Here is a 24,437-nt window from a genome sequence, read left to right on the forward strand (position 1 = left end):
TCAGGTTCCTTTGATGTACCGCTGGAGAAACAGCGTCAGGGCGAAGGCGATCAGGGCGACCGGCACCAGGTTGTAGGCGCCGGCCACCGCGAGCACCAGGGCGTCGAGAAGAGACACACCGGCAATCAGCTGCGCGACGGCCCGCCCGGGCTGGCGCGCTTTGCCGTACACGAACGTCAGACAGAAGGCGGCCCAACCGACAAAAGCCAGCGCGAGCCCCCAGCCGCTGAGCTCCAGACCGCTCGCCACAGCCAGAACGGCAGGCAGGAACAGCAGCGCTGCCGGCCACACGCTGCCGAAGGTGGCGCGCAGTTCGGTCTTCGCAATGTAGGTCAGTCCGACAATGTACAGGCCCAGCGCCGCCGCCCAGAGCAGCAGCGTAGCGGTGATGGCAGGCTGCACGGCCACGAACGCGATGACATACACCATGGCGCGGTTCAGGGCCATGATGACCGGGCTGAGCGGATTGGTCTTGTGCCACGCGTCATACAGCACGATCAGGACGATCAGCAGCATTCCACCCATGAGCGGGAGGAAACCAAGCGGCCACAGCAGCAGCGTGCCCAGGCCGAAAAGGCCCAGGGTGACGGCAAGTGCCGCGCTTCTGGGCACGAGGCCCGATGGCAGGGGGCGCTCTGGACGTTCACGGCAGTCAATCTGAAAGTCGAGGTAGTCGTTGAGATACATGCCTGCGGTGTAATAGGCAACCATGGCGGCCATAAGAGCCAGCAGGGTGCCCGGCTCGGCCGTGGTGCCTGCCGTCATGGCGCCGAGTGCGGCTCCCGCCAGGACGTTGCTGACGATGGTCGGACTGTTCGAAATGCGTGCCAGCGCGAGGTATCCGCGGAGGCGCCGGGGCCACCCGGGCAGCACCTCAGAGGACACGTTGCACCCAGCGCAGTTCCCGCTCGATCGAGTCCGAGAGGGAAACCTTCAGGTCCGGCGGCAGGACATCCCAGGTGTAGGTCTCGACTTCCAGGTGCTGGGTAAACGGACGTTCCCGCAACACCCCGAAGGTCTCCAGGATGGCTTCACGGGTCGACCTCAGCGGCCCCGGGCCGTCCCAGAACAGCGGCACGTGAAAGTGCACCCGCCACTCACAGGCGCCTGCATCCGGAGCGGTGGCCAGCGCGTCGTTCAGGTCGCGGAACGACACAAGGCGGCCATCATGGCTCCGCTGCACCACCTGATGCAGGTAGGTGGATTCGTCGTATACATGCAGCGCATCTATCGCCTTCTGCCGGTCCGGTCCGGTCAGGTCAACACGCAGCGCGGAGCTGACCTGCACCTTCCCGATGCGCATCCCGGCGGCCTCGTACTTGCGCAGGGCCTCGGCAGGGCTCTCGTACATCACGGCGGCGTGGCAGGTGTCGAAACACACCTGCACGTGAGTGGCCATCCGCGCTCTTGCGGCTTCGACACTCTCTCCGAGCCGCTGCGCGAGTTCTCTTGCGCCCCCCTGCAGCAGTCGTTCCTGAAAAAAACCAACCAGATCACCCGTGCACTCCAGCAGTCCGTCGGGCTCCGGTTCCACATCCAGGTGGATGAGGACGCCCTGTTGCTCGTGCATCCGCGCGAGTGCCTCGACCACCCGGACGATATTGGAAGTCATGACCTCCCAGGCACCCTCGTCGTCCGGCGCGACCCAGCCCCGGTAGGAGAGCGGGCTGGTGGAGATCCCTCCATTCACGCCGCTGGGCAGCAGTCCGGCCAGAATCCTCGCCAGGTGCAGGGTGTACTGCACGCGCTCCTCGCTGCGCCAGTCGGGCGCGTGCACCTGGGCCTTGACGGGCTGGCCATGAAAGGCGCCGTAGGGAAAGCCGTTCATGGTGAACACGTACAAACCGCGCTGATCCAGGAAGATCCGGAAGGCTTCGAGCGCCCCGGGGACCATCAGTTCCTGGGCTTCTGCGGCCGACAGCCGCAGACCCACCCCGAACGGCGCCTCGGGAGACAGGCGGGCCTTCACCGGCACCGTGTATCGCTCCAGATTGTCCCTGACCGCCGCCAGTCCGCTGGAAGGATGGATGTTGGTGCAGTACGAGAGATGAAGCCTGTTGTGCCCGGCGATCATAGTCAGTCGGCCGCGGCTGTGCGCGGCCCATGGTCCGGCAACCGGAACCTGCCGGACTGCGCCAGGAACTGCGCCGGATTTTCATACACCACCTGCCGGATCAGACCCTCACCATGTCCGCGGCGCCGCATCTCCAGCACGAACTCCGGCACCGCCACCGGATCGCTGGGACCCCAGTCGCATGCGGACGCGACACAGACACGCTCCGCACCGTGCATTTCCAGCATGTCGATGGCCCGCCCGGGTGACGCCTTGGTTTTCGGATAAAGCGTGAAACCGGTCCAGAAGCCGTTGTCCAGGATCATCTCCACGGTGTGTTCCTCGGCGTGGTCCACCATGACCCGTTCAGGCTGTATGCGCGGGTCGGCCAAGAGGGTCTCGATGATGACCTTCGTGCCCTTGTACTTGTCCTCCAGGTGCGGCGTGTGAATGTGAATCATCTGGTCGTGCTCCAGCGCCAGTTCCACGTGATCCCTGAAGGTCGCGAGCTCGTTGCGTGTCACGCGGTTCAGGCCGATCTCGCCGATGCCCAGGACCGTGGGCCGGTCAAGAAAGTCCGGGATGAGCTTCAGGACCTCGCGCGCCAGTTCGCGGTCCTCGCCTTCCTTGGGGTTCAGGCACAGCCAGGTGTAATGCTGGATGCCATACTGTGCGGCGCGGGCGGGCTCGAAGGTCGTGAGGTGATCGAAATAGTCCGCGAAGACCACCGCGCCCAGACGGTCGCGTCCAGACCAGAAGGCCGGCTCGGTCACCGCGACACAGCCGGTCAGGGCCATCTTGTGATAGTCGTCGGTGCTTCGCGAGATCATGTGCGCATGCAGATCGATGTATCTCACCGCTGCTCCTCCTGACGCTGGTGTGCGGGCGCGCCCCAGGCACTCTGTTGATCGCGCTCCTCGAGCAGGCGGCTGTCCTGGTCGCTCAGGAGCATCTGGGCACGCTTGACCCGCTGGGGTCCGTCGGCGGTCAGTACGGTCAGGGCTTCTCGCAGGGCGCGCAGCCGGAAGTCATCCTCGGCGTTCTGGTCGGCGGCCCGGTCAAAGCGGTCAAGGTACGCCGCGAGGTCCAGAATTTTTGTGCGGTGCTCCATGAAGAACTCATCGAGAAGTTGCCGCTGGCTCAGTGGGCAGGTGCTGCTGTAAGAATTCATGGTCTGACCTCCTGTGCGTGCCGCTGTGCTCAATCTCACTGGGTCCTGCATCATACCGGGCCTTCCCTGAAAAGTAGCCACGTACATTCGGGGGGCCGGATAGCCCGGGACTTGTCTCACACGCCGGCCCGCAAGAGAAGGCTGGGCTGATGTAGATGGGTGGGGTGGAAGCTGATCTGGCGCGCCAAACGTGGATCCGCGCCCGGACATGAGTAACTGATGTTCCCGTTGAGGTGCCGCGTCCGTCCGAAAAGATCGATACGTGCCCTGGGGAGCGTCTGCGTGGGGTGTCTGCCCGACAATCCGTTCTGGCGGCAAAGAATTCTGGGCGTTGCCCTAGCCCTGGAGTGACAGAAATGCACCTGATAAAAGCACGGCCGCCGGTTCCCTCCAGGGCTCTGGTATCAAGGCCTAGCAGCCGGCCTTCCCTTTCTCCTGGGTTTTGAGAAAACCCAGTACCGCGGCCCAGTATCCCTCGGTGACGCTCCTTTCGGTCGTCTTGGCAGGATCGAGGTTCACCACGCCGCGCAGTCCGAAGCCGGGCGGCACATACTGCCGCCTGCACGCGGAATTCACCGCACGCAGCAGCTCCCGGGCGGCCTGCACCTCGAACGGATCGTCGCTGCTGGTCACGAAGACCGGAACCCGCGTCTGGCGGGCGGCACCCAGGGCATCTACTTCAAACAGGTCATTGCGGTACGGGCTGAAGGCCAGCAGACCGGAGAGCTCAGGACGGCGGGCTGCGAACGCAAACAGCAGGGTTCCACTGGCGCCGCTTCCCATCACGAACACCGGAACTCCCGGGTAGGTGCGTTTCAGCCACCGCCATGACACATCCATGTCACGCAGCGCGTCCGCCTCCGTCAGAATCCGGGTGCCCAGCCCCTGCACAGTGAGGTTGTCGTGACCGTCGTAGCGACCGCCTGAGCGCTGGTCCAGTGCAACTGAAGCGTAGCCTTCACGTGCCAGACGCCGGACGATTCCACTGAATTCGTGCCTGTTCTGCCCGGCAGCGTGAAGCAGCAGGAAAGTTCCCCGTGGACGGGTTACCGCCGTATGCTCGGCGTGAAGCGTGAGACCATCGGGCGCCTTGAACTGAACGGGCGCGGAATGTGCCACCGAGACGATCAGCAAAAGCAGAAGGGTGAACACTCGCATGCTGCCTCCAGGCATTCAGAAAGGACGTGGACAGGACCGTGTGCATATCTTGCGCCTTTCGCCTGCGAAGAATGGGTGGGCGGATTCTGTCTGAATGCCGGGGTGCCATCGCCTGCCCCCATCTTTCCCCGGCATTTCAGGCAGGTGGCTGGGAACAGGCACCCCTGCACTGGAAACCAGCAGTCCCTTCGCCCCGGGCCCCCTCGCGCAGGAGAATTCATGAATTTTTCCACCGGGACCACCGTGCGCAACGCCCTGCTCACCCATACCTTCCTCGAAGGCTTCACCCAACAGCGGGGGAAGCTGACCGGTCTCCAGCAGCTTCCTTGCGGGCCCAGGCGTTTGTCTGAGCTTTCCTGATGCCGAACATCTGGTTGGTGCCGGCGGGACAGGCAGGCTGCCAGCCGGCACACCGTCCCCTATTCTCAGATTCATGCTGAGTGCCACGACTGCCCGCTTCTTCGGCTACTACCCTGGTACCGTCGCCCTGGTCACCGCCGAGCATTCCGGAACGCGCAATGTCCTCAGTGTGGGCTGGCACACCGCCCTGAGTGCCGACCCTCCCCTCTACGGTGTGGCGGTGGGTCGGGAACGCGGGAGCCACCCCCTGATCGTGCAAAGTGGGCAATTCGGAGTGAACTTTCTGCCTCTTGCGGCTGCGCGGGCGGTGCAGGGAGCGGGGGTCCTGAGCCTGCACGACCGACATGACGCCGATAAGTACGCGCGGCTGGGACTGACGACGCTGCCACACAGCCCCCTGGCCGTCACCCAGGCCTATCTGCACTACCGCTGCGATGTGGTGAATGTGGTGCCGACCGGTGACCATGACCTGTTCGTCGGGCAGGTGACCGAGGTGCACTTCGACTCAGCTCACTACGACGAGGGAGGCCTCTTCGTGGGCCAGGCTGCGGTATATCTCGGCCGCAGTGCCTACGTCACAACCACCCAGGAGCGGCAGGTCTACCCGCCGGACGACTTCGTGTAAGGCAGCGAAGCCACATGGCCAGGGGTATGAGGACGTTCTGATTCCGCTCAGGTCGTGCGGCCACTGGCTACCGGTTTTGTCCCGCTCGGAATCCAGCAGCAGCTCCAGCTGTGGGGTCATAAGTCGGCGCGAGGCAGAGTGCTGCTGTCCGGCCTTTTGATGACAGTCCACAGGGAGGCTCCTTTGAGGCACACTGCACCCTGGAGGGAGAAACCATGGGCGCCTTCGTCATCAAGGGTGGGATGATGGTTGACGGCACAGGAACACCGGCATTCCCCGCTGACCCGCGCATCGATGAATGCCGGATCACCCGAATAGGCCCTCCAGGCTCGGGTGCGCCTGACCCGCTTACGCGAATTGGGTGTGCCGCGCTGGCGCCGAGGGTAGCCCAGTTCAGATCACTGCGGAACGGGATGACCTGCCCGGCCGGAACGCAGGTGTATTCGGCGTACCCGCCGTCGAGCTGCCGGCCTATGCCGCCCATCATGGTGGCCACCTGGTGGCCGACCTGGAACTCTCCGCCTGGGCAGTCCGTCACCACGCCGACGGCTTTGATGCCGGGAATGATGGGGATGGCGGCGTTCTCGGCAACCCCCAGGCGCAGGTGAAGTTCGGACTGGTTCAGTCCGAAGGCCCGCACGCGGATCAGGACCCAGCCGGGGGTCGGCACGGGCACAGGACAGGTCTGGAGGGTGAGCGCTTCGGGAGGGCCGGGTGCGTTCAGGATGACCGCTTGCATCAGGCGCGTCAGGTGGGGGTGTCTGCGGGGTCGAGAGCGCGTTCGATGTGGTTCAGGGCGTCATGCAGGGCGGGAAGGGAGACTGAGGCGAAGGCCTGGTTGAGGAGGGGTTCGAGGATGGCTTCGGCCTGGGTCAGGGTGGCGTGGCCAGTGTCGGTGACGGTGAGCAGGGAGGAGCGCCGGTCCTGGGGGTTGGGCTGCCGTTGGCAGAGGCCGGACGCTTCGAGGCGATCGACGAGTTTGCTGGCGGCACCCACCGTGATGAGCAGGCGGGTGGAGATCTCGTTCACGCGGCATGGGTCGACGGACGCGATAACGCGCAGGACTTCGAGGCGGCCGAGGGTCAGGCCGGTCTGGTGTTGCAGTTCCTCGTCGCAGCGACCCCACAAGAGGGTTTCCACGTGGACGAGGCGGTCGAAGAGCTGCCGGGCTGACAGCGTCATGGTCTGTCTCCAGCTTCGATGTATTCCAAGGAATTAGCTTCAATGGAATACACTTTGACAGGTTCTGTTCCTTTCGGAAAGTGCTGCCGCACATTTGGGACCTGAGGGGCTGACACAGGGCACGCCTCTGAACCTCTTAACCTCCAACCGGGCCACGCCACTGGCCTGGGGACTGGCTGTGGTGAACTCGTTCCGATACCGGACGGCGCCCGTATAGTGATCGCGTGACTGAGATGCCTGCCCCACTGGACGTGGACGAGGCGCTGCGGCAGCCATCTATCCGCCTGTGGCGCCGCCTGATGCGGCTCACTCAGGGCAAGATTCGGGAAGTCGAGGGTGCGCTGTCTCCTCTCGGCCTGACGCCCACCGAGTTCGACCTGCTGGCCGTGGTGCGGGCTCATCCTGGGGCCACGCAACAGGAGCTCGCGCAGCACATGCTGTTCACAGAGGGGAACATGACGTATCACGCGCAGCGCCTGCTGAGTCGTGGACTGATCCGGCGGGAGGTGGCAGGCCGCACCAAACGGCTGTCCCTGACCCCTGAGGGCAGCGCGCTGATGGACCAGGCCCTTCCAGTCGTGGTGGACATCCACGAGGCGCAGTTCGCTGAGCTGACCACCGACCAGCTCCAGCAGCTCGAAGGGCTGTTGCGTCTCCTGCGGTAGGTTTTTTGGGTTACTGACACGGCGTTTTGCGTGAACCAGTCAGAGACGGCGTGGAAACGGCGAAGGATACTCTCTTGACACTTTAATATTAAAGTGATTTAGTGCGTACGCAAGCAAGGCCATATCCCCGTTTCAACCTCTTTTCAAAGGCAGGCCCATGACGTTCCTCGACCGCCTCCTCAAAGCCCTTTACCCCCGCACGCAGGCGCAGGATGCGCCTCAGGAGTCCCCCATGACCACCCCCAGCCCCGTGAAGCTGACCATCGTGTACTACTCGACCTACGGCACCAACCACCAGATGGCCGAAGTGGCCGCCGAAGCTGCCCGCGAGGCCGGCGCAGAGGTGCGCCTGGTCAAGGCGCGCGAAACCGCCCCCCAGGAAGTCGTGAACGGCCAGGATCCCTGGCGGGCGCAGCAGGAACGCACCGCGCACGTGCCCGAAGCCACGCCGGCTGACCTGGAGAACGTCGACGCCATTCTGTTCAGCACCCCCACCCGCTTTGGTGGAGCTACCAGCCAGATCCGCGCGTACATCGACACGTTGGGTGGCCTGTGGGGCACCGGCGCCCTGGCCAACAAGACCTTCAGCGCCATGACCAGCGCACAAAATCCTCACGGCGGGCAGGAGACCACGCTCCAGACGCTGTACGTCATGGCCATGCACTGGGGCGCCATCCTGACGCCTCCCGGCTACACCGATCCGGTCATCTTCGCTTCCGGAGGCAACCCGTACGGCGCCAGCATCACCGCCAACGGCGAGCCCCTGAGCGAAGCGGACAAGGCCTCCATCCGCCATCAGGTCCGCCGGCAGATCGAGATCACCCGGAAGCTCAAAGCGCAGTAAAGCCTTCCCTGTACTTCGACCTGACGACTGCCAGTCTGAACGGCGTAGCCACCATCGTCGCTAACTCCGGTGCCAAGTCCACCTGCGTCGGCACATAAGACAATCCCATCATGAAGAGGGGAGGCGCACGACCGGCGTGCGCCTCCCCTCTTCAGCATCCAGAACCTTACCCTGAGGCCCGGGTCCGCTGCACCCATGGCTCCAGCGTCCACTGACGATGACCCCGATACGACCCCTGAACCGTCTGACCGCCTGACTCCCCCTGGTGTGGCACTCAAAACCGACATCGTTGTGATCGGGGGCGGTCAGGCCGGCCTTTCTGCGGCCTACCACCTCAAGCAGGCCGGCCTCGAACCCCGTAAGGAATTCGTCATCTTGGACGCAGCGTCGGCTCCTGGAGGGGCCTGGCAGTTCCGCTGGCCGAGCCTGACCCTGAGCACCGTCAACCGCATCCATGATCTGCCGGGCCAGCCCTTCTCGGACATGGCGTCGGGCGAGACCCACGTGCAGGCCAGGGTCGCGGTGCCGCGATATTTCGCGGCGTATGAACACACCTTCGACCTTCGTGTGCTCCGGCCAGTGAGGGTCACCCTCGTGAGCCGCCGCGGCGACCGCTTCAGGGTAGAAATCGACCGGGGAGACTTCTTCGCCCGCGGCCTGATCAACGCCACCGGCACCTGGGACGCCCCGTACATCCCGGTGTACCCCGGTGCGGAGCGCTTCCAGGGCCAGCACCTGCACACCCGGGACTACCGGACCGCTCAGGCGTTCGCCGGTCAACACGTCGTGATCGTGGGCGCGGGAATTTCAGCCCTTCAACTGCTGGGCGAAATCTCCATGGTCACCACGACCACCTGGGTGACGCGTCAGCCCCCAGTATTCCGTGAGGGGCCGTTCGATGATCAGGCAGGCCGCGCCGCTGTGGCCCTGGTAGAGGACCGGGTCCGGGCCGGCCTGCCTCCACAATCTGTCGTGTCCGTCACTGGACTTCCGGTGACCCCCGCGGTCGGTGAGATGCGGGCACGGGGGGTGCTGCGCCGGCACCCCATGTTCACTGAGATCACTGGGGATGGCGTGCGCTGGGCGGATGGTTCTGAAGTGCGCGCGGATGTGATTTTGTGGTGCACCGGCTTTCGCAGTTCCCTTGATCATCTCGCTCCGCTGATGCTGCGCGGGCCAGACGCAGAGGGTGGAATCGTGATGACCGGACGCCTCGCCACGCAGGTGGCGAGTGATCCTCAGATTCACCTGGTGGGATACGGGCCCTCCGCGTCCACCATCGGTGCCAACAGGGCCGGTCGCGCGGCCGCCAGTGAGCTCCTGGCTTCCCTGGCACTGCGCTGACCGCTTCTGGCCTGTGGCCTCCCTTGTGAGGGGGAAGCGGGAACGCTTCTGGACGACATTGGAGCAGCGAAATATTAACGATGTGTGCGTTCCAGGCGGCGGAGCCACACGGCCAGTTCCGCCTGCTCCTGCGTGTTCAGGGCCGCGAACTGCTCGACCAGCCAGTCCTCATGTGCGGGCACCAGGTCATCGAACAGTGCCTGACCGGAGGGCGTGAGCGACAGCAGCTTCTCCTTGCCGGCGGCGCGCCGCTCAATCAGCCCGCGCCGCTCGAGGTGCAGGAGCAGCTGACTGGAGTTGCCCTGGGTGACCAGCAATTTCTGGCTGAGCTCCTGCTGGGAGAGGCCAGGCTGGCCGCCGACAGTCGCGATGATGTTGAACTGCGCTGGGCTGAGGCCATGCATTCTGAGGATCCCGGACCAGATTTTGCCGACATGTTGGGTGAAGCGCACCATTCTCAGCCAGGCGAGCACGGCAGGGCGGCCTGTGCTGGCGCGTCGATGGGAGGAGGGCGGCTCCTGCGGCATCTCGTCACTTTAGTACTAAAGTGAATCAGATCAAGGCCAGTGCGTATCGGCGCTGCCCTTCACCCACACTGCGAAGGCCACCTTCAGGGAGACCCATCATGGAAATCGGCATCGACTCGTTCGCCGCCATCGTCACCGATCCGGACACCAACATCACCCTGTCCGGCGCGGACCGCCTCAACCACCTCGTCGAAGAAATCGAGCGTGCCGACGCGGTCGGTCTGGACTCATTCGGCGTCGGGGAACACCACCGCCGTGAATACCTCGATGCCGCGCCCGCGATCATCCTCGCCGCCGCTGCCACACGCACCCATCGCATCCGGCTGAACAGCGCCGTCACGGTGCTCAGCGCCGACGATCCTGTCCGGGTCTTTCAGCAGTTCTCCACCCTGGACCTGCTCTCCCGTGGCCGCGCGGAGATCGTCGTGGGGCGTGGATCATTCGTGGAAGCCTACCCGTTGTTCGGGCTCGACCTGCACGATTACGACGCGCTGTTCGCCGAGAAACTCGAGTTGCTGCTCAAACTCCGTGATGACCCCCGGGTGCACTGGGAAGGGCGTTTCCGCGCCCCGCTCACCGGGCAGGGCGTCTACCCGCGTCCGCAGCAGGATTCACTTCCCATCTGGCTTGGCGTGGGCGGCACCCCCGCCTCGTTCGTGCGTGCAGGCACGCTCGGGCTGCCCTTGATGGTGGCGATCATCGGCGGGGACTTCCGGCGCTTCCGGCCACTGGTGGATCTGTACCGCCGGGCTGGCCTGGCGGCCGGGCATCCAGCGGAAGCGCTGCGGGTGGGCGTTCACGCCTTCGGCTTCGTGGCTCCCACGTCGCAGGAGGCGCGTGACGCGTTCTACCCGGGGTACGCGCGGATGATCGAAACCATCGGCCGTGAGCGGGGCTGGCCAGCGCCGTCACGCGCAGGGTTCGATGCAGAGTGTGGGCCGGCTGGGGCATACCTGATCGGGAGCGTTCAGGACGTCGTGGATAAGGCGTTGTACGTGCATGAGGTGCTGGGGGGCGTCTCGCGCCTGACATTTCAGATGACGAACGTGGTAATGACGCATGAGCGGATGTTGCGCGCAATCGAGCTGCTCGGCCAGGAAGTGGCGCCCCTCGTTCGGGAGCGCCTGGCGGAACACGCACGCTGAGCCAGCTTGAACTGGGTGGTAAACAATAACAATTGGTCCACGCTTGGGCCCGTGCGCGGCAGGGCTGGATCCCGGTGCCTCCGGTCTGCCCGAGCGCGTCCGTCACGCCAATACTCCGTCTGGTCTGTCCGCCTTCAGACTTCATCCACAAAGGGAGTTGGTTGTGCGTCAGTGGCGGTGGATAAGCTTCCAGGCCGCCAGCCGGCGGACAGTTGCCGCTTGGGAAGACGTACAGACTCCGTCTCGTTGGCATCGTGCGAGTGAGCGCCCGTCGATCTCGCGGTACTCTCCACTGATGATCCGCCACTTGCGCCCGGCCGTGTCCCAACTTCCCAAAGGAACATAATGGTCTGGTGAGCCACAACAACCCAGAGCATCACTCCAAACGGGATCTCTTCAGTGATTTGATCGGCCGCACCCGTTTTGTTGTCCTGATTGCAGTCATCGCGGTATTGCTGGTTTCCTTCAGCCTGTTCCTGCAAGGCACCATTCTGGCCCTGCACACCATCTATGAGACCTGGCACGACATGTTTACCAAGGGGATTGCCAGTCAGTCGCGCACCCTGGCTGTGGAGTTTTTAGAAGTGGTCGGCACCATGCTGAAGGCCGTGGTGTTCTACCTGATCGGTGTGGGACTCTACTCCCTGTTCATCAAGCCTCTGAACCTCACGTCTGCGCTGGGCGTCGAAAGCCTGAGTGATCTCGAGCAGAAAGTGGTCTCGGTGATTATCGTGATCCTCGGCGTGACGTTTCTGGAGCATTTCATCCGCTGGCAGGACCCCCTGGAGACGCTTTACTTCGCGGGTTCCCTGGCGCTGGCAGGTGGAGCACTCGTATTCTTCCAAAGGGTGCATCAGGGGCAGGGCAGTGACCTCCAGCAACCGGTGGCAAAGCTTCGTGCACGGCGTGAACTGTTTGAACATGACACGGAGCAGCTGGTGATCAAGGAAAAGGACGTTCAGCGAGCTGAGCACGCCACAGAAGCCAAGATAGAAGGCAAGATTGAGCCGGAGGCGGGTTCTGGCTAGAATCTCGGATTACTTCTTAAGTCATTCGAGGGGGCCTATGAATCTGGGTCTGGCCGGACGCCACGATCGGGACAACAATCGTGAACCGCAGTACTTCGCGCGGATTTTTGAGATCTTCCAGAGGCTGCACGGCCGGGACACGTACGAGGGCACAGGCATCGGACTGGCCGTGTGTAAGAAGATCGTCGAGCGTCACGCGCATGCGGGCGAACACGCACGTGCCGATCATCGTGCTCACTGCCCGGGTCACCGTGGAGGAGAAGGTTCGGCTGCTGGCCTGGGTGCGGAGGATTATGTGGTCAAGCCGCTTGTGGTGGTGGAGCTGATCGTGCGTATCGGGGTGCAGTTGAGGGAGGGACCTCACCGGCGGTGAGGGAGGGCGAGCTGGAGGTGCCGCTCTCACCCACGGAGTTCGAGGTGATGTGGGCGCTGGCGCGGGAACCAGGGAGGGTGTTCCCGCGAAGAGCTGGGAAGAGCCGTTGCCGAAGGGAAGTAACCTGATTGACGTTCACATGTCTAACATCCGCGCGAGGTTACGGGATCTGGAGGCGTTCGGGCTGCTGCGGTCGGTACGGGATTCGGGTATGCACTGCGGGACCCTCTCTAAAAGCTCAAGGACGGCCCATTCGTGGTCTGTCAAATCAGAGGCATATCCAGTCCCTGGCATGCCCCACAGTAAGATGAAAAATGCGTCCGGCAGGGCTTAAAGAGGTTAAAACGCGCACTTTAGGCGTCGAGGGCCCGGTCGAGGTTGACAGCTGCAGAGATCAAGGCCAGGTGTGAGAGGGCCTGCGGGAAGTTACCCAGCGCCTGCCCGTCCGGCCCGATTTCCTCCGAGAGCAGGCCCAGCGGGGTGGTGAAGGTCAGGGTCTGCTCGAAGAGGGTTCTGGCTTCCTCTAGCTGTCCGGCCCGCGCCAGACACTCGGCCAGCCAGAATGAGCACGGCAGGAACGCGCCCTCCTCGCCGCCGACGCCGTCACTCGCCGCGTGTTCTGGTCGGTAGCGGTAGACCAGCGGTCCAGACGTGAGCTGCGTCCGGGTGAGCTCCAGCGTCGTGAGCATGCGCGGTTCACGCGGACCCACGAACTTCACCAGTGGCAACAGCAGATTGGCACCATCCGGTTCGGAAGCGCCGTACACCTGGGTAAAGGCCCCGACCTCCTCGTTGTAGCCCTCACGCATGACCTCCTCGTACACCGCGTCGCGTTCAGCGCGCCAGCGGTCTACCGGGGCAGGAAGGCCGCGCTGGGCAGCCATGCGCAGCCCCCGGTCAAAAGCCACCCAGCACATGACCTTCGACAGCACGAATGGCCGCTGGCCACCCCGCACCTCCCAGATGCCGTCGTCATGGTCACGCCAGTGACTGCACAACCAGTCGAGCATGCGCGTCACGGTGATCCAGACGTCGTGCGAGATCGGCTCGCCATGCTTGTTGTACAGGTAGATGGCGTCGATCAATTCGCCGTAGACGTCAAGCTGAAACTGCCCGTAGGCAGCGTTCCCAACCCGTACGGGTCGCGAGCCGCGGTAACCCGCGAGATGCTCGAGTTTCTCTTCGCGAATGTCCGTGCCGCCGTTAATCCGGTACATCACCCGGAGGCTGCCGTCCGGGCTTGACTCGCGCGAGCGCGCCTCAATGAAATCCACGAAAGCTCCGGCCTCTGTGTGAAATCCCAGCCGCATCAGGGCGTAGACCGTAAAGGCCGCGTCTCGCAGCCAGGTGTAACGGTAATCCCAGTTGCGCGTGCCTCCAGTCCACTCAGGAAGTGAGGTGGTGGGTGCCGCGACAATCGCACCGGTCGGCCCGAAGGTCAGCAGTTTGAGGGTCAGGGCCGACCGGCGCACAGTCTCCTGCCAGCGACCCTGGTAGGTGCACTGGGCGAGCCACGTGCGCCAGAAGTGCAGTGTTCCACGCTCCAGTCCAGTCAGGTCGGGCGGTGTGGGGACCCTGGCATCCTGGAAGAGGAAGTGCGCCTCCTCGCCTGCCCTCAGGCTGAAGGTGCCGCCTGCAGCTGCGCCTTGCAGTTCCAGAGGAACGCTCGTGGTCAGGCGGAGCGACAGGGCCGGAGTACGGAACACGGCCGCGCCTTCTTCCAGGAGGACCTCGTGCGGCGCTCGGGCGTAATCGAACGCGGGGTGACAGGTCCAGCGCCAGGCGACGTGACCGCTCAGGACCCGGACGCGCCTGATGACCGATGGCGCATGCACTCCTGGTCCGGACGTGACCGGACCGGGAGGCACCGGCATGAAGTCGGTGACCTCTGCGAGGCCCCCGCCGCCCTGAAAGCGCGTCACGAGCACGTTGCTGTCTGGCAGGTATAGCTGGCGGGATGTCATCTCAGCGACCGGGGCAATCTGAAAGCGCCCTCCCACCTCACTGTCGAGCATTGCTGCAAAAACGCTAGGGGAATCGAAGTGCGGGTAGCACAGCCAGTCCAGCGAGCCATTTGCGCCGACCAGCGCGGCCGTGTGCATGTCGCCGATCACGCCGTAGTGCTCGAGGGGCAGGTGCGTCATGTCCGGATGATGGCACGCAGGTTGTGAGGCAGCTCCAAGCCATTTCGCTCTCCGTGTCCAACCATGCGACGTTAACCTCACGGTTGTCTTGAGCGATCACCGGGTCGTTACGTTCTCCCCCACTCCTCCTCCCCCCTTCCCGCGCGATTAAAGGCGAGCTGTTGTGCGGGAAGGTACTCAGTCTCAGGTGTTTCCGACTTGAGAATTGCGCCTTGCTGGTCAACGAGAGACGATCCAGGTTCACAGGGAGGCATCGAAAACGAAATTGGCAGGTCTCGAGAGAGTCACCTCCCCGATGCATCGCCAGCCTCAACAGAGAACCAGTTTGAACAAGCCCGTAGGCAACGTTGAAGTCGTGTCCACTGGCTAGTACCGCGCGAGAATGCCTTCATCGCCAAACTGGTCGCACTGAGCGGGTTCCTGGACCTCACCGCGGAGTTGCTTCGATGCTGGGTAGTCATCGCGGCGCTTCCTTCACATGTCAGTGTCTGACCCTGGTGAACCCGTGGCCACCAGGCCTTGGCAGATCCGTATGCTGTCAGGCCACTTCCCTGTAAGGCAGTGGAGGGTACGCTATGCTGGCGGTCTATGCCGTTGCCCGCCAGCGACAACGCCGAACCTCCCAGTTCGACCCACAACCCAGCGCCCGTGGAGCCCACCACCAAGTCCGGTGGTGCGCCCTGACGGCCCTCCTCCCCCTTGGGGTCATCCTGCTGATGGTGGCCCTCAATGCCTTGTACGTCGCCGCCGAGTTTGCCACCGTCGGCTCCAGACGATCCCGCGTTCAGGAAGCTGCCGAGGCGGGAAACCGCACCGCCGCCGACCTGCTGGAGATCCTGAAAGACCCACGGCGCCTGGACACGTACGTCGCGGCCTGCCAGATCGGGATCACCCTCAGCAGCCTGGCCGCCGGCGCTTACGGTCAGGCTCAGCTCATTCCGCTGCTCGCTCCTGTGGTCGGCCCCGTCGGGGGCGTGGTCCTGGCAACCGTCCTGGTGCTGGTGCTGATCACGGCCCTGCAGGTCGTCCTGGGTGAACTGCTGCCCAAAACGGTCGCCCTGCGCTACCCCGAACGGCTCGCGGTGGCGACCCTGCGGCCCATGCAGTTCAGCCTTTTTGTCTTCCACCCGTTGATCCGCCTCTTTAACGGCACGGCTTTTTCCCTGATGCGGGCCCTGAAGCTCCAGGTGGATTCCAGTCACGCGCACGTTCACTCCCCTGAGGAGCTCGAGGACCTGTACCGCGAGAGTGCCCGTGGAGGGCTGATCGACGCCAGTGAACGTGACATGGTTGCGGGTGTCCTGAATGTCGAGGACCGGGTTGTCCGGGAAATCATGACCCCGCGGACCAGGCTGGTCACCATCCCTGGTCACCTTACCGTGCACGAGGCCCTCGGTCGGCTGGCCAACACGCCGTACACCCGCTTCCCGGTCACAGGCGAGACCCCTGACGACGTGACCGGTATCATTCACCTGCGGCAACTCTTCCTGGCGGGTGAAAGTCAGCCCGACCGGCTGGTCGGTGACGTTGCCCGGCCACCGCTGATCGTGGCCGAAAGCATGCCGGTCCCGGACCTGTGGAGGCGCCTGCGTGAAGCGTCACGGCATGCGGCCATCGCCGTGGACGAGTACGGTGGTGTCGCCGGGATGGCCACCCTGGAAGACGCCCTGGAAGAGATCTTCGGGGAAATGCAGGACGAGTTCGATCACGAGGATGAGCCCCTCACGGTCGATGGTGACCGCGTGCTGGCCCGGGGGGACGTGCTGATCGACGTGCTCAACGACCGCTTCGGGCTGGAGCTGCCCACAGACGAGGTGGACACCGTCAGCGGCCTGGTGTGGCATGAGCTGAGCCGGCTGCCGATGGTGGGTGATGAAGTGGGCGTGGGGGCATTGATCCTGCGGGTCGAAGCGATGGAGCGCCGCGCCGTGCAGCGGGTGAGCTTCACCCTGCCCAGAGGCACGACGGACCACGACACCGGGAGGACCGTCTGATGGTGGACGTCGTTCTTCCGATCGTGGTGATTCTGGTGCTGGTGGTGCTCAATGGCCTGTTCGTCGCGGCGGAGTTCGCGCTGGTCGCGTCCCGCCGCACCCGCCTGACGGCGCTCGCCGACACCGGAAACCCGGCAGCCCGCTGGCTGACCACCGTCTTCGACGAGGAGACGGGCAAAGACCGCTACATCGCCATCGCGCAGCTGGGCATCACGCTCGCCTCCATCGGGCTGGGCATGTACGGGGAACCCGCGATCGCCGGCTGGCTGTACGGGCCGTTCGAGGACGCTGGCCTGTCCTACGCGGCGGCGCACACGGCCGGGTTCATCATCGCGCTGAGCCTGATCACGTTCATGCATGTGGTCTTCGGAGAAATGATCCCGAAAGCCCTGGCCTTACAGGCGCCGGAAGCGGTCAGCCTGCAAGTGAACCCGCTCATGCGGGTATTCGGCTTCCTCTTCCGGCCGCTGATCCTTGTGCTGAACTTCCTGGCCCTGGGGTTGATGCGGCTGCTGCGTATCCGGGAACCGGGCAAGAACGCCTTTTTGTACACCAGCAAGGAGCTCAGCATCATCACGGATGAAAGTGCCGAGAGTGGTCAGCTGGGGGAAGTGCAGCGGGACCTGATCCAGAACATCTTTGCTCTCGAGGACCGCACCGCCGAGGAGCTGATGACGCCCCGCCGCAGCCTGGAGGCCCTGTCGGTCAGCGCGGCCCCTGAGGAAGTTACCCGGCGGATCGCCGGGTCGCCGCGCAGCCGGTACCCGGTCTTCGAGGACAATCTCGATGAGATTATCGGGGTGCTGCACGTCAAGGACTTCATTCGTGCGCGCGTGGCAGGCAGGTCCCTCCATCTGGGCCGGCTGATTCGTCCCCTGCCCAGCGTGGCGGCGTCCTCCACGGCCGAGCATCTGCTGGCCCTGTTTAAGCGGGAACGCCTGCACGCGGCTCTGGTGGTCGATGAGTTCGGCGGCACCCTCGGCTTTGTCACGATGGATGATCTGATCGAGGACGTCATGGACGAAGAGGATGCGGGATCGTCGGACTGGGTGCAGCGCAATGAGGATGGCTCGCTGAGCCTGAATGGCGAGGTGACGCTCAGCGAGTTACGTGAGGATCATGGCCTGAACCTGCACAGTGAGGATGCGACGACGATTGCTGGGCTGCTGCTGGGGGAGCACGGGACGGTGCCTTCGGCGGGGACCACGGTGTTCGTGCAGGGTCATGACCTCACGGCTGAAGAGGTACAGGGCCTCAAGATCACGCGCGTCCGGGTACGGCCAGTTCCGTCTTCCGCCGGCGGTTCTTCACTGGCTCCGGGGGGATGAGGCACGGAGGACGCGTACGGGCAGCGGCTGGCCACCAAGATCAGGCGTCGCGTTTCTCTTCTTCAGCGTGCTGCACCTGACCCACGAGGCGGCTCAGCGGCGCGAGCGTGAACAGGAACAGCAACGTAGCGCCGGTGGCGAGCACATACAGATGCAGCCCGCACGCCACCCCAACGCTGGCGGTGGCCAGCAGGCCGGCCGCGGTGGTGAGTCCCTGGGTCCCTCCCCCGCGCCGGTCGGAAAAAATTGCTCCAGCGCCCAGAAAGCTCACGCCACTGACGACTGCGCCGAGCACGCCCACCAGGTCAAAGCGGACCAGGTCGGACGAGGTGGCAAACTGGGTGATGAGCGTATCGGCCAGCACGACAAACAGGGAAGCGCTGACGCCAACAAGGATGTGAGTGCGCAGGCCGGCACTTCGTCGCCTCCGCTCACGCTCCCAGCCGATCAGCCCGCTCAGCACGGCGGCTATCACCAGACCTTCCATCAATCGCAGTTCAGCCCAGAAGTTCTCCATCCGGCCAGCGTAACCTGGAGGACAAGTTTCGCCTCCAGCAGCAACTGTTGCCCAGGCCGCAAGGTCTTCCTCGGAATCTCTCCCCTGGCTGCTGGGCGGCCGGCCATCTGCCGGCACGGATCTTGCACATTCATCGCGGTACGCTGGGGTCATGATCCCACAGGCGTTCAGGTGGTTGCTGGCAGGATGGCTGCTGGCCGCGCTCGCCGGAACGCTGGGGCTGTACCTGATGACCCGGTCCGACCTGCATGAACGTTTCGATCTGGACGCCCGCGTGCTGCACCGCATGCTTTCACAACGCATGGAGCAGCAGGAAGCAGTGCTCCGCTCGGTCGATGCGCTGTGGCAGCAACAGGTCGGTCCCCTCACGTTGGGACGCTTTGCCGGCGTTCTGCTGGCCCCCTACCCCCAGGTGACCGCCGTGGAGGAGTGTGCTGGGACGTCCTGCCGCAGCGTCACCGCTGGACATTCCAGGCTCCCTCCTCTCCCCCCGGCCACGCCCGCGGACCCAACCGTGGTGTGGCCCGGGACAGGCGGCCCACTTTACGCCCTGGCTCTCCGGCAGGTGCGCGTGTGGATCGACGCTGACCGGCTCCTCTCCCGGGACGATCTGCCCCACCAGATGCTCACCGTGCAGATCTACCGTCCTGATGGCACCGGTCTGCTCCTCAGCCGCGAGCAGGTCGTCGGCCGCGCGTCCCTGACCTTCCGCGTCGAGAAAAAGCTCGGAACAAGTCTGCAACCGTTCCCGGTCCGCTTTGAACGCGCCGTCCCCTGGACGGCGTGGCCGTGGACCTCCATCGCAGCCTGGTGGGTGACTACAGCGGTCGCAGCCCTGTGGGTGGTGCGTCTGGTCACGGCCCGGCGCCGCTCGGAACGGGCCCTGCAGGACGAGCGTCACCGCGCCGAGGGCATCCTGCGCTCAACCACCGACGGCATAGTCGCACTGGACCCCCAAGGACAGCTCCTTCAGGCCAATCCCGCCTCTCAGCAGGTGCTGGGTCACCTGCCGGTCAGCGTGGACATCCGCGCGGCGGTGGTGCTCCATGCGACCCTCGCCCAGGAACCGTTCGACACCGACGGCTTCTGGTCCAGTGACACCGCGTGTCCCTTGCCGGAGGGCACTGCCGTGCGCCGCGGAACGGAGACGGTTCTCGTCGAAGGTTCCATCGCTCCGGTGTTCGGGGACGCCGGGCAGATGCTCGGCCGGGTCTTCACCGTGCGTGAGGTAGGCCCCCTCCAGCAGCGCATGCTCGCGCAGCTTGGTGAAGGCGAGCGCCGGGTCCGGGAGCATGCCGAACAGCTCGCGCACGTCTCGAGGCTGTCCACGCTCGGGGAGATGAGCGCGGGCCTCGCGCACGAGCTCAACCAGCCCCTCACGGCCGTCATGAGTTACGGGCAAGCCGGAGCACGCCTGCTGGACGAGCCGGACCCGGATCTACCACGGGTGCGTCAGGCCATGACGGCGATGGTCACACAGGCCCGGAGGGCCTCGGACATCATCGGTCATCTGCGCCGGCTGGTCCGCCGGACGCCAGCCCGGCTGCAGCCGGTGGACCTGACGCAGGTCGTTCAGAACATCCTGACCCTCTGCCAGGCTGACCTCCACATGCAGAACGTGCAGGTGAGCACGAAGTTCCCCCTGACGGCACCACTCGTCAGGGCGGACGCCGTGCAGGTCGAGCAGATTGTGCTGAACCTGGTCCGGAATGCCCTGGATGCTCTCGCCCGCGTGGAATCCCGGGAGCTGACGCTGAGCATCCGCCGGCAGCCCTCGACCTGGGCTCTGACGATCCAGGACAGCGGCCCGGGTATCTCTCAGGAGGCACGACAGCGACTGTTCACGCCGTTCAACACGACCAAAGCAGACGGTCTCGGTCTGGGCCTCACGCTCTCTCAAAGCCTGGCCCAAGGCATGAACGGCGACCTCACCCTGGCAGAGGAAGCACACGGCGGAGCGGCGTTCATGCTGACCCTGCCGGTCTGGGAGGTTCAGCATGAACAGCCGGCTTGAGCCGACGGTGTACATCGTCGACGATGACGAAGCGGTGCGTGACGCCTTGTCGTTCCTGCTGAGGACCATGGGCCTGAAGGTCGAGCCCTTCGCGGACGGACCCGCGCTGCTTGCCGCCCTGAACCCACAGGATGTGGGCTGCCTGCTGCTGGACATCCGCATGCCACAGATCGGCGGACTGCAGTTGCAGACCCAGCTTCAGGCGCGCGGGAGTGACTTTCCGGTCATCATCATGACCGGCCACGGGAACGTGGACCTGTGCCGCCGGGCCTTTCAGCAGGGCGCGGTGGATTTCCTGGAAAAGCCCGTGGATGAAAACATCCTGCTTGAAGCGGTGCAGCGCGCCATTCACACCCACCTGAACCAACGCGGACGTCTGGCGGCCAGTGAAGAAGCCCGTCGACGACTCGCCCGCCTGAGTGACCGGGAACGCGAGGTGCTCACCGGCGTGATGAGCGGAGAGACCAGCAAGCAAAGCGCCCGGACCCTCAGCATCAGTGCCCGGACCGTTGAAACGCACCGCGCCAGCGTCTTTCAGAAGCTGGAAGTCACCTCTCTGGCCGAGCTGATGCGGACCTACCTGAATGCGGTCGAGTCGACTCCGTAAAACTACGTAGAGGTCTCGTGAATCACCCGGATGGCAACTGAGGGCCCGGCAGCGCACCATAGAGCCATGAAAAAGATGTTTCTGACCGCCGGCCTGCTCGCCTCTGTTGCGGCTGCACAGACCACCCCAGCCCCCGCGCCCGCTCCGATTCAGCTGGCCCCCACGACCACGGTGCAGCACGCGACCCTGAGCCTCGCGGCGGCCAACCGCATCGCCATGCTGGCGGTGGGCAACTGTGCCGCGCAGGGCTACAACGTCACGGCCACCGTGGTCGACCGTATGGGCGTCACCCTCAGTGTGGCCCGCGCCGAGAACGCCGGCCCGCACACTGTCGACGCCAGCCTGCGCAAAGCCTACACCAGCGCCAGTGCCCGCAACCTGACCAGCGCCATGGCAGCGGGGCTGGCCGCCAACCCGACCCTGGCCGACATCCCCGGCTTTCTGATCCTGGCTGGTGGTGTGCCGGTCCGCGTGAACAACGCGGTGGTCGGGGCCGTGGGCGTGGGCGGCGCACCGAGTGGGCTGGTCGACGAGAAATGCGCCACCGACGCGATCCGTACGGTCCTGGGGCAGTAACCGGATCGTGAAGTACTTGGTGCTGCGGCGCGCCCACTCAGGAACACGTATGTACAGAACCTTTTTCGCTCTGGGATTGATGGGGCTGCTGATGGCTGGTTCGCCCCAGGGACAAGCTCGCGGTGACGCTTCCGGAGCAGCCGTAAGGCGCACGCAGGCGCAGCTTGATGCCACGGTCCTGCGGGTCGCGAGTACCGGCCCCGCGGCTCGAATTGCGCAGCTTCTCAGGTCAGGCGCCAGCCCGGACGCACGGGACGGCAACAGCCGCTCTGCGTTGACGGTCGCAGCCCTCGCCGGGCAGGTGGACGTCGCCCGGGTCCTGGTGGCTGCTGGAGCCGACCCGGACGCTCAGGACGACGAACACAACAATGCTCTGCTGGTCACTGGAGAAACCGGGGACGTCGACATGCTACGCGTGGTCCTGACCGCCCGACCTGACCTGACCCGCACCAACCGGTATGGCGGCACGGCCCTGATTCCCGCGGCGGACCGGGGCCATCTGGAGTATGTCCGCGAGATCCTCCGGACCACCCGGATCAACGTGAATCACGTCAATCACCTGGGTTGGACGGCACTCCTGGAGGCTGTGATACTGGGCGACGGGGGGAAAGTCCATACCGAGATCGTGCGGGAACTGCTTGTCCACGGGGCAGATCGGCGCATTGCCGATCGGGAGGGAGTCACCGCGTTGCAACACGCCCGCAAGCGTGGTTTCACCTCGATCATTACCCTGCTCGACACGTCTTCCACGACAAGAACGAATCGCCGGTAAGCCATTCTGCGGTGACCTGCGCCGCTTCACCCGGCCTGGGTGCTCACCTGCCATCCCGACCTGCTCGTGATCTACCTGGAGATGACTGTCCGGATCTGAACACGCTGTACACCGCTGATGGGCCAGGGGTGACCGATAGATCGGCGCGGGAGTGACCGCCTGGACCGCCTGTTTTATGATGATGGTGGTCTCAGGTGCTGGCAGGACTTCCAACGAGCAAGCCTAAGCAGACATCCTTGTCCCAGAAACCTTGACGGATCCGCCCCCGGTCGAGGCCCTGCTGCTCACCCGGGCGGTGCACGGGGAGGGGAACCTGTACGCCTGCTGGCATGTTGCCCACCTGGCCGAAGAGCCTCGCAGGCTCGAATAGGCGAACGAGGAACTCGAGGCGTTCGCCTATTCAGGCCCGCATGACCTCCGGACTCCGGTGCGGCACATTGTCGGCTTTGCCAGCCATGAGCTCATGGAGGTGTCACCGCGCCCTGCTCCCCACCGCAGCGTCAGGATTCGAGGACCGCCAGCGCGTCGACCTCTACCAGCAGGCCCGGATTGAGGCCCACATACACGGTGCTGCGGGCCGGGTAGGGTGCATCGAAGAACTCACGGTACACGGCGTTCATCGCTGCGAAGTCCTCGGCTCGGGTCAGGTAGACGCCCACACGCAGCACGTCACCCATGCCGGCTCCGGCTGCCGCGAGGGCGGCACGCACGTTCTCCAGCGCCTGTCGGGTCTGCGCCTCCACGCCCTCACGAGGGGCTCGGGTCTGTGGGTCCACCCCCACCTGACCCGCCGTGTGAACAAACGGACCGATGCGGACAGCGTGAGAGTAGGGCCCGGCCGCTGCCGGGGCATGCTCGGGCGTGAAGCTCTGACGTGACATGGGGGAGGTTCTACCACGCCCCGTCCATCAGGGCAGCCAGTTGCCGCCACACACGAACATCCCCAGGCGGGGCGGCAGATCAGCGCCCTCCAGCAGCGGCGCGAGGGGCAGACCTGCCGTGGGCTCCACGACCTGCTTGAGGTGCCGCATCATCAGGCGCTGCGCCTCCAGGATGCTCTCCTCCCGCACGGCGAGCACCTCGTCCACATGCTTCTGCACCACGGGGAACGTCAGGGCACCCGGCATCATGGTCTGCACGCCGTCCGCAACCGTGCGGGGCGGCGCCTCCAGCCGGATCCGTTCACCCGCTAGGAGGCTTCGGCGCGTGTCGTCACCTGCCTCGGGCTCGACGCCAATCACGCGCGTATCCGGCCACACCGCCTTGATGACGGTCGCGATGCCGCTGATCATGCCGCCACCACCCACAGCGACGAGGACCGCATCCGGTGCCTCTGATTGCTCGGTGAATTCCAGGGCCTGCGTGCCCTGTCCCGCCATGACCTGCGGGTCGTCGTAGGCGTGGATGTAGTGAAAGCCGCGATCGGCGGCGATAGCACGCACGAATTCCTCGCCGTTGAGGCGGGTGACGCCCTTATCCATGACCGTCGCGCCGTAGGAACGCACCGCCGCCTTCTTCGTCTCGCTGGCGTCCTCATACATCACGACGACGCAGGGGACGCCCAGCACGCGCGAGGCGAAGGCCACGCCCTGCGCGTGGTTCCCGCTCGACAGGGTCACCAGTCCACGCGGGCCGCCAAGCTGCAGCGCCGCGTTCAGCGCCCCGCGCACCTTGAAGCTGCCGGTCTTCTGGAGGTGCTCGCTCTTGAAAAGCAGTTCGCGGCCCAGCAGACGGTCAAGCGATCCCGACGACAGGACCGGTGTGCGGTGGATGTGCGGCGCGAGCCTCCCGGCAGCTCCACAGACGTCCTTAAGCGTGATCACCCCGACAGTGTAGGCGCATCGTGGCGTCACGGCAGTCTGTTTATCCAGATATTTCGCCCCTTGAACCCCCTGAAACGCTGACGGGGTTCAAGGGGATTCAAAGGGCAGTGATGTTGGGCCAGCGTGCCGGATGCTCACGCACGGGGCAGCCTGACTGGCTTCGGCCCGATGACCGCGGACAAGTGGG

General features: G+C 64.8%; 26 protein-coding genes. 14 read left to right on the top strand and 12 right to left on the bottom strand.

Annotated elements, in window-relative coordinates:
- The 5 genes from IEY49_RS14915 to IEY49_RS14935 form a co-directional block, all read right to left on the bottom strand.
- Positions 1 to 885, bottom strand: coding sequence for a UbiA family prenyltransferase (locus IEY49_RS14915; protein ID WP_189010216.1), 885 nt, complete (start codon positions 883 to 885; stop codon positions 1 to 3).
- Positions 875 to 2,074 carry a metabolite traffic protein EboE gene (gene eboE / locus IEY49_RS14920; protein ID WP_189010219.1) on the bottom strand — a complete coding sequence of 400 codons (1,200 nt, stop codon included), beginning with the start codon at positions 2,072 to 2,074 and terminating at the stop codon, positions 875 to 877. Before eboE ends, IEY49_RS14915 begins: the two co-directional genes overlap by 11 nt.
- A gap of 2 nt (positions 2,075 to 2,076) precedes the next feature.
- Positions 2,077 to 2,910 (bottom strand): TatD family hydrolase, encoded by an 834-nt coding sequence (locus IEY49_RS14925; protein ID WP_189010221.1) that lies wholly within the window; start codon positions 2,908 to 2,910, stop codon positions 2,077 to 2,079.
- Complete coding sequence (locus tag IEY49_RS14930) at positions 2,907 to 3,224, bottom strand: hypothetical protein (protein ID WP_189010223.1); 318 nt, start codon at positions 3,222 to 3,224, stop codon at positions 2,907 to 2,909. The genes IEY49_RS14925 and IEY49_RS14930 overlap by 4 nt, the downstream gene beginning before the upstream one ends.
- A gap of 411 nt (positions 3,225 to 3,635) precedes the next feature.
- A complete protein-coding gene (locus IEY49_RS14935) occupies positions 3,636 to 4,382 on the bottom strand; it encodes an alpha/beta hydrolase (RefSeq protein ID WP_189010225.1) in 747 nt (248 codons plus the stop codon).
- A 219-nt stretch (positions 4,383 to 4,601) separates the two neighbouring features.
- Between IEY49_RS14935 and IEY49_RS14940 the strand changes: the two genes are divergently transcribed.
- Together IEY49_RS14940 and IEY49_RS14945 are read left to right on the top strand one after the other, a co-directional pair.
- Complete coding sequence (locus tag IEY49_RS14940) at positions 4,602 to 4,742, top strand: hypothetical protein (protein ID WP_189010227.1); 141 nt, start codon at positions 4,602 to 4,604, stop codon at positions 4,740 to 4,742.
- A 73-nt stretch (positions 4,743 to 4,815) separates the two neighbouring features.
- Complete coding sequence (locus IEY49_RS14945) at positions 4,816 to 5,367, top strand: flavin reductase family protein (RefSeq protein WP_189010229.1); 552 nt, start codon at positions 4,816 to 4,818, stop codon at positions 5,365 to 5,367.
- A 67-nt stretch (positions 5,368 to 5,434) separates the two neighbouring features.
- Here the strand turns inward: IEY49_RS14945 and IEY49_RS14950 are convergent, their stop codons facing one another.
- Both IEY49_RS14950 and IEY49_RS14955 read right to left on the bottom strand, forming a co-directional pair.
- Positions 5,435 to 6,037 (bottom strand): alcohol dehydrogenase catalytic domain-containing protein, encoded by a 603-nt coding sequence (locus IEY49_RS14950; RefSeq protein ID WP_229780831.1) that lies wholly within the window; start codon positions 6,035 to 6,037, stop codon positions 5,435 to 5,437.
- Positions 6,038 to 6,114: 77 nt separating this feature from the next.
- Entirely contained in the window at positions 6,115 to 6,549 is a 435-nt protein-coding gene (locus tag IEY49_RS14955) for a MarR family winged helix-turn-helix transcriptional regulator (RefSeq protein ID WP_189010233.1), read from the bottom strand.
- A gap of 233 nt (positions 6,550 to 6,782) precedes the next feature.
- On the opposite strand from IEY49_RS14955, the gene IEY49_RS14960 reads away from it, so the two are divergent.
- From IEY49_RS14960 to IEY49_RS14970, 3 genes are all read left to right on the top strand, one after another.
- Positions 6,783 to 7,214, top strand: a complete 432-nt coding sequence (locus IEY49_RS14960; protein WP_189010273.1) for a MarR family winged helix-turn-helix transcriptional regulator — start codon at positions 6,783 to 6,785, stop codon at positions 7,212 to 7,214.
- Between the two features lie 232 nt (positions 7,215 to 7,446).
- Complete coding sequence (gene wrbA, locus IEY49_RS14965; protein WP_189010235.1) at positions 7,447 to 8,058, top strand: NAD(P)H:quinone oxidoreductase; 612 nt, start codon at positions 7,447 to 7,449, stop codon at positions 8,056 to 8,058.
- 195 nt (positions 8,059 to 8,253) lie between these two features.
- Positions 8,254 to 9,402: an NAD(P)-binding domain-containing protein gene (locus IEY49_RS14970; protein ID WP_189010238.1), complete on the top strand. Its 1,149-nt coding sequence runs from the start codon at positions 8,254 to 8,256 to the stop codon at positions 9,400 to 9,402.
- 74 nt (positions 9,403 to 9,476) lie between these two features.
- Here the strand turns inward: IEY49_RS14970 and IEY49_RS14975 are convergent, their stop codons facing one another.
- Positions 9,477 to 9,806, bottom strand: a complete 330-nt coding sequence (locus IEY49_RS14975) for a MarR family winged helix-turn-helix transcriptional regulator (RefSeq protein ID WP_229780832.1) — start codon at positions 9,804 to 9,806, stop codon at positions 9,477 to 9,479.
- Between the two features lie 221 nt (positions 9,807 to 10,027).
- Between IEY49_RS14975 and IEY49_RS14980 the strand changes: the two genes are divergently transcribed.
- The 3 genes from IEY49_RS14980 (at position 10,028) to IEY49_RS14990 (ending at position 12,475) form a co-directional block, all read left to right on the top strand.
- Entirely contained in the window at positions 10,028 to 11,074 is a 1,047-nt protein-coding gene (locus IEY49_RS14980) for an Atu2307/SP_0267 family LLM class monooxygenase (protein ID WP_189010242.1), read from the top strand.
- Positions 11,075 to 11,427: 353 nt separating this feature from the next.
- Positions 11,428 to 12,102 (top strand): YqhA family protein, encoded by a 675-nt coding sequence (locus IEY49_RS14985; protein ID WP_189010244.1) that lies wholly within the window; start codon positions 11,428 to 11,430, stop codon positions 12,100 to 12,102.
- Between the two features lie 37 nt (positions 12,103 to 12,139).
- A complete protein-coding gene (locus IEY49_RS14990; protein ID WP_189010279.1) occupies positions 12,140 to 12,475 on the top strand; it encodes a response regulator in 336 nt (111 codons plus the stop codon).
- A gap of 353 nt (positions 12,476 to 12,828) precedes the next feature.
- On the opposite strand, the gene IEY49_RS14995 is transcribed toward IEY49_RS14990, so the two are convergent.
- Positions 12,829 to 14,619 (bottom strand): glycoside hydrolase family 15 protein, encoded by a 1,791-nt coding sequence (locus tag IEY49_RS14995; protein WP_189010246.1) that lies wholly within the window; start codon positions 14,617 to 14,619, stop codon positions 12,829 to 12,831.
- 575 nt (positions 14,620 to 15,194) lie between these two features.
- On the opposite strand from IEY49_RS14995, the gene IEY49_RS15000 reads away from it, so the two are divergent.
- Both IEY49_RS15000 and IEY49_RS15005 read left to right on the top strand, forming a co-directional pair.
- Complete coding sequence (locus tag IEY49_RS15000; protein WP_308424669.1) at positions 15,195 to 16,613, top strand: hemolysin family protein; 1,419 nt, start codon at positions 15,195 to 15,197, stop codon at positions 16,611 to 16,613.
- On the top strand, positions 16,613 to 17,941 hold the full coding sequence (locus IEY49_RS15005; RefSeq protein ID WP_189010248.1) for a hemolysin family protein: 1,329 nt from the start codon (positions 16,613 to 16,615) through the stop codon (positions 17,939 to 17,941). The genes IEY49_RS15000 and IEY49_RS15005 overlap by 1 nt, the downstream gene beginning before the upstream one ends.
- A gap of 40 nt (positions 17,942 to 17,981) precedes the next feature.
- On the opposite strand, the gene IEY49_RS15010 is transcribed toward IEY49_RS15005, so the two are convergent.
- Positions 17,982 to 18,458, bottom strand: a complete 477-nt coding sequence (locus IEY49_RS15010; protein WP_189010250.1) for an MgtC/SapB family protein — start codon at positions 18,456 to 18,458, stop codon at positions 17,982 to 17,984.
- Positions 18,459 to 18,609: 151 nt separating this feature from the next.
- On the opposite strand from IEY49_RS15010, the gene IEY49_RS15015 reads away from it, so the two are divergent.
- The 4 genes from IEY49_RS15015 (at position 18,610) to IEY49_RS15030 (ending at position 22,427) form a co-directional block, all read left to right on the top strand.
- Positions 18,610 to 20,472 (top strand): PAS domain-containing sensor histidine kinase, encoded by a 1,863-nt coding sequence (locus IEY49_RS15015; protein ID WP_189010252.1) that lies wholly within the window; start codon positions 18,610 to 18,612, stop codon positions 20,470 to 20,472.
- Positions 20,456 to 21,079 carry a response regulator transcription factor gene (locus IEY49_RS15020; RefSeq protein ID WP_189010253.1) on the top strand — a complete coding sequence of 208 codons (624 nt, stop codon included), beginning with the start codon at positions 20,456 to 20,458 and terminating at the stop codon, positions 21,077 to 21,079. Before IEY49_RS15015 ends, IEY49_RS15020 begins: the two co-directional genes overlap by 17 nt.
- 66 nt (positions 21,080 to 21,145) lie before the next feature.
- Positions 21,146 to 21,655: a GlcG/HbpS family heme-binding protein gene (locus tag IEY49_RS15025; RefSeq protein ID WP_189010254.1), complete on the top strand. Its 510-nt coding sequence runs from the start codon at positions 21,146 to 21,148 to the stop codon at positions 21,653 to 21,655.
- Between the two features lie 49 nt (positions 21,656 to 21,704).
- Positions 21,705 to 22,427 carry an ankyrin repeat domain-containing protein gene (locus IEY49_RS15030; protein ID WP_189010255.1) on the top strand — a complete coding sequence of 241 codons (723 nt, stop codon included), beginning with the start codon at positions 21,705 to 21,707 and terminating at the stop codon, positions 22,425 to 22,427.
- 500 nt (positions 22,428 to 22,927) lie between these two features.
- Here the strand turns inward: IEY49_RS15030 and IEY49_RS15035 are convergent, their stop codons facing one another.
- Together IEY49_RS15035 and IEY49_RS15040 are read right to left on the bottom strand one after the other, a co-directional pair.
- The gene (locus tag IEY49_RS15035) at positions 22,928 to 23,308 is read right to left on the bottom strand and encodes a RidA family protein (RefSeq protein ID WP_189010256.1); all 381 of its coding nucleotides are present in this window, start codon (positions 23,306 to 23,308) and stop codon (positions 22,928 to 22,930) included.
- A gap of 27 nt (positions 23,309 to 23,335) precedes the next feature.
- A complete protein-coding gene (locus tag IEY49_RS15040) occupies positions 23,336 to 24,250 on the bottom strand; it encodes a threonine/serine dehydratase family protein (protein WP_189010257.1) in 915 nt (304 codons plus the stop codon).
- Positions 24,251 to 24,437 lie beyond the last annotated feature (187 nt).

It is taken from the genome of Deinococcus malanensis (assembly GCF_014647655.1).
In the GTDB taxonomy this organism is placed as follows: Bacteria; Deinococcota; Deinococci; order Deinococcales; family Deinococcaceae; genus Deinococcus; species Deinococcus malanensis.

Coding starts and splice junctions, on each gene's coding strand:
- IEY49_RS15035 (WP_189010256.1), bottom strand. CDS start 23,308: ATGTCACGTCAGAGCTTCACGCCCGAGCATGCCCCGGCAGCGGCCGGG.
- IEY49_RS14990 (WP_189010279.1), top strand. CDS start 12,140: ATGAATCTGGGTCTGGCCGGACGCCACGATCGGGACAACAATCGTGAA.
- IEY49_RS14980 (WP_189010242.1), top strand. CDS start 10,028: ATGGAAATCGGCATCGACTCGTTCGCCGCCATCGTCACCGATCCGGAC.
- IEY49_RS15030 (WP_189010255.1), top strand. CDS start 21,705: ATGTACAGAACCTTTTTCGCTCTGGGATTGATGGGGCTGCTGATGGCT.
- wrbA (WP_189010235.1), top strand. CDS start 7,447: ATGACCACCCCCAGCCCCGTGAAGCTGACCATCGTGTACTACTCGACC.
- IEY49_RS15000 (WP_308424669.1), top strand. CDS start 15,195: ATGCTGGCGGTCTATGCCGTTGCCCGCCAGCGACAACGCCGAACCTCC.
- IEY49_RS15010 (WP_189010250.1), bottom strand. CDS start 18,458: ATGGAGAACTTCTGGGCTGAACTGCGATTGATGGAAGGTCTGGTGATA.
- IEY49_RS14960 (WP_189010273.1), top strand. CDS start 6,783: ATGCCTGCCCCACTGGACGTGGACGAGGCGCTGCGGCAGCCATCTATC.
- IEY49_RS14945 (WP_189010229.1), top strand. CDS start 4,816: ATGCTGAGTGCCACGACTGCCCGCTTCTTCGGCTACTACCCTGGTACC.
- IEY49_RS14955 (WP_189010233.1), bottom strand. CDS start 6,549: ATGACGCTGTCAGCCCGGCAGCTCTTCGACCGCCTCGTCCACGTGGAA.
- IEY49_RS14930 (WP_189010223.1), bottom strand. CDS start 3,224: ATGAATTCTTACAGCAGCACCTGCCCACTGAGCCAGCGGCAACTTCTC.
- IEY49_RS15020 (WP_189010253.1), top strand. CDS start 20,456: ATGAACAGCCGGCTTGAGCCGACGGTGTACATCGTCGACGATGACGAA.
- IEY49_RS14995 (WP_189010246.1), bottom strand. CDS start 14,619: ATGACGCACCTGCCCCTCGAGCACTACGGCGTGATCGGCGACATGCAC.
- IEY49_RS14935 (WP_189010225.1), bottom strand. CDS start 4,382: ATGCGAGTGTTCACCCTTCTGCTTTTGCTGATCGTCTCGGTGGCACAT.
- IEY49_RS14970 (WP_189010238.1), top strand. CDS start 8,254: ATGGCTCCAGCGTCCACTGACGATGACCCCGATACGACCCCTGAACCG.
- IEY49_RS15025 (WP_189010254.1), top strand. CDS start 21,146: ATGAAAAAGATGTTTCTGACCGCCGGCCTGCTCGCCTCTGTTGCGGCT.
- IEY49_RS15005 (WP_189010248.1), top strand. CDS start 16,613: ATGGTGGACGTCGTTCTTCCGATCGTGGTGATTCTGGTGCTGGTGGTG.
- eboE (WP_189010219.1), bottom strand. CDS start 2,074: ATGATCGCCGGGCACAACAGGCTTCATCTCTCGTACTGCACCAACATC.
- IEY49_RS14975 (WP_229780832.1), bottom strand. CDS start 9,806: ATGCATGGCCTCAGCCCAGCGCAGTTCAACATCATCGCGACTGTCGGC.
- IEY49_RS14940 (WP_189010227.1), top strand. CDS start 4,602: ATGAATTTTTCCACCGGGACCACCGTGCGCAACGCCCTGCTCACCCAT.
- IEY49_RS15015 (WP_189010252.1), top strand. CDS start 18,610: ATGATCCCACAGGCGTTCAGGTGGTTGCTGGCAGGATGGCTGCTGGCC.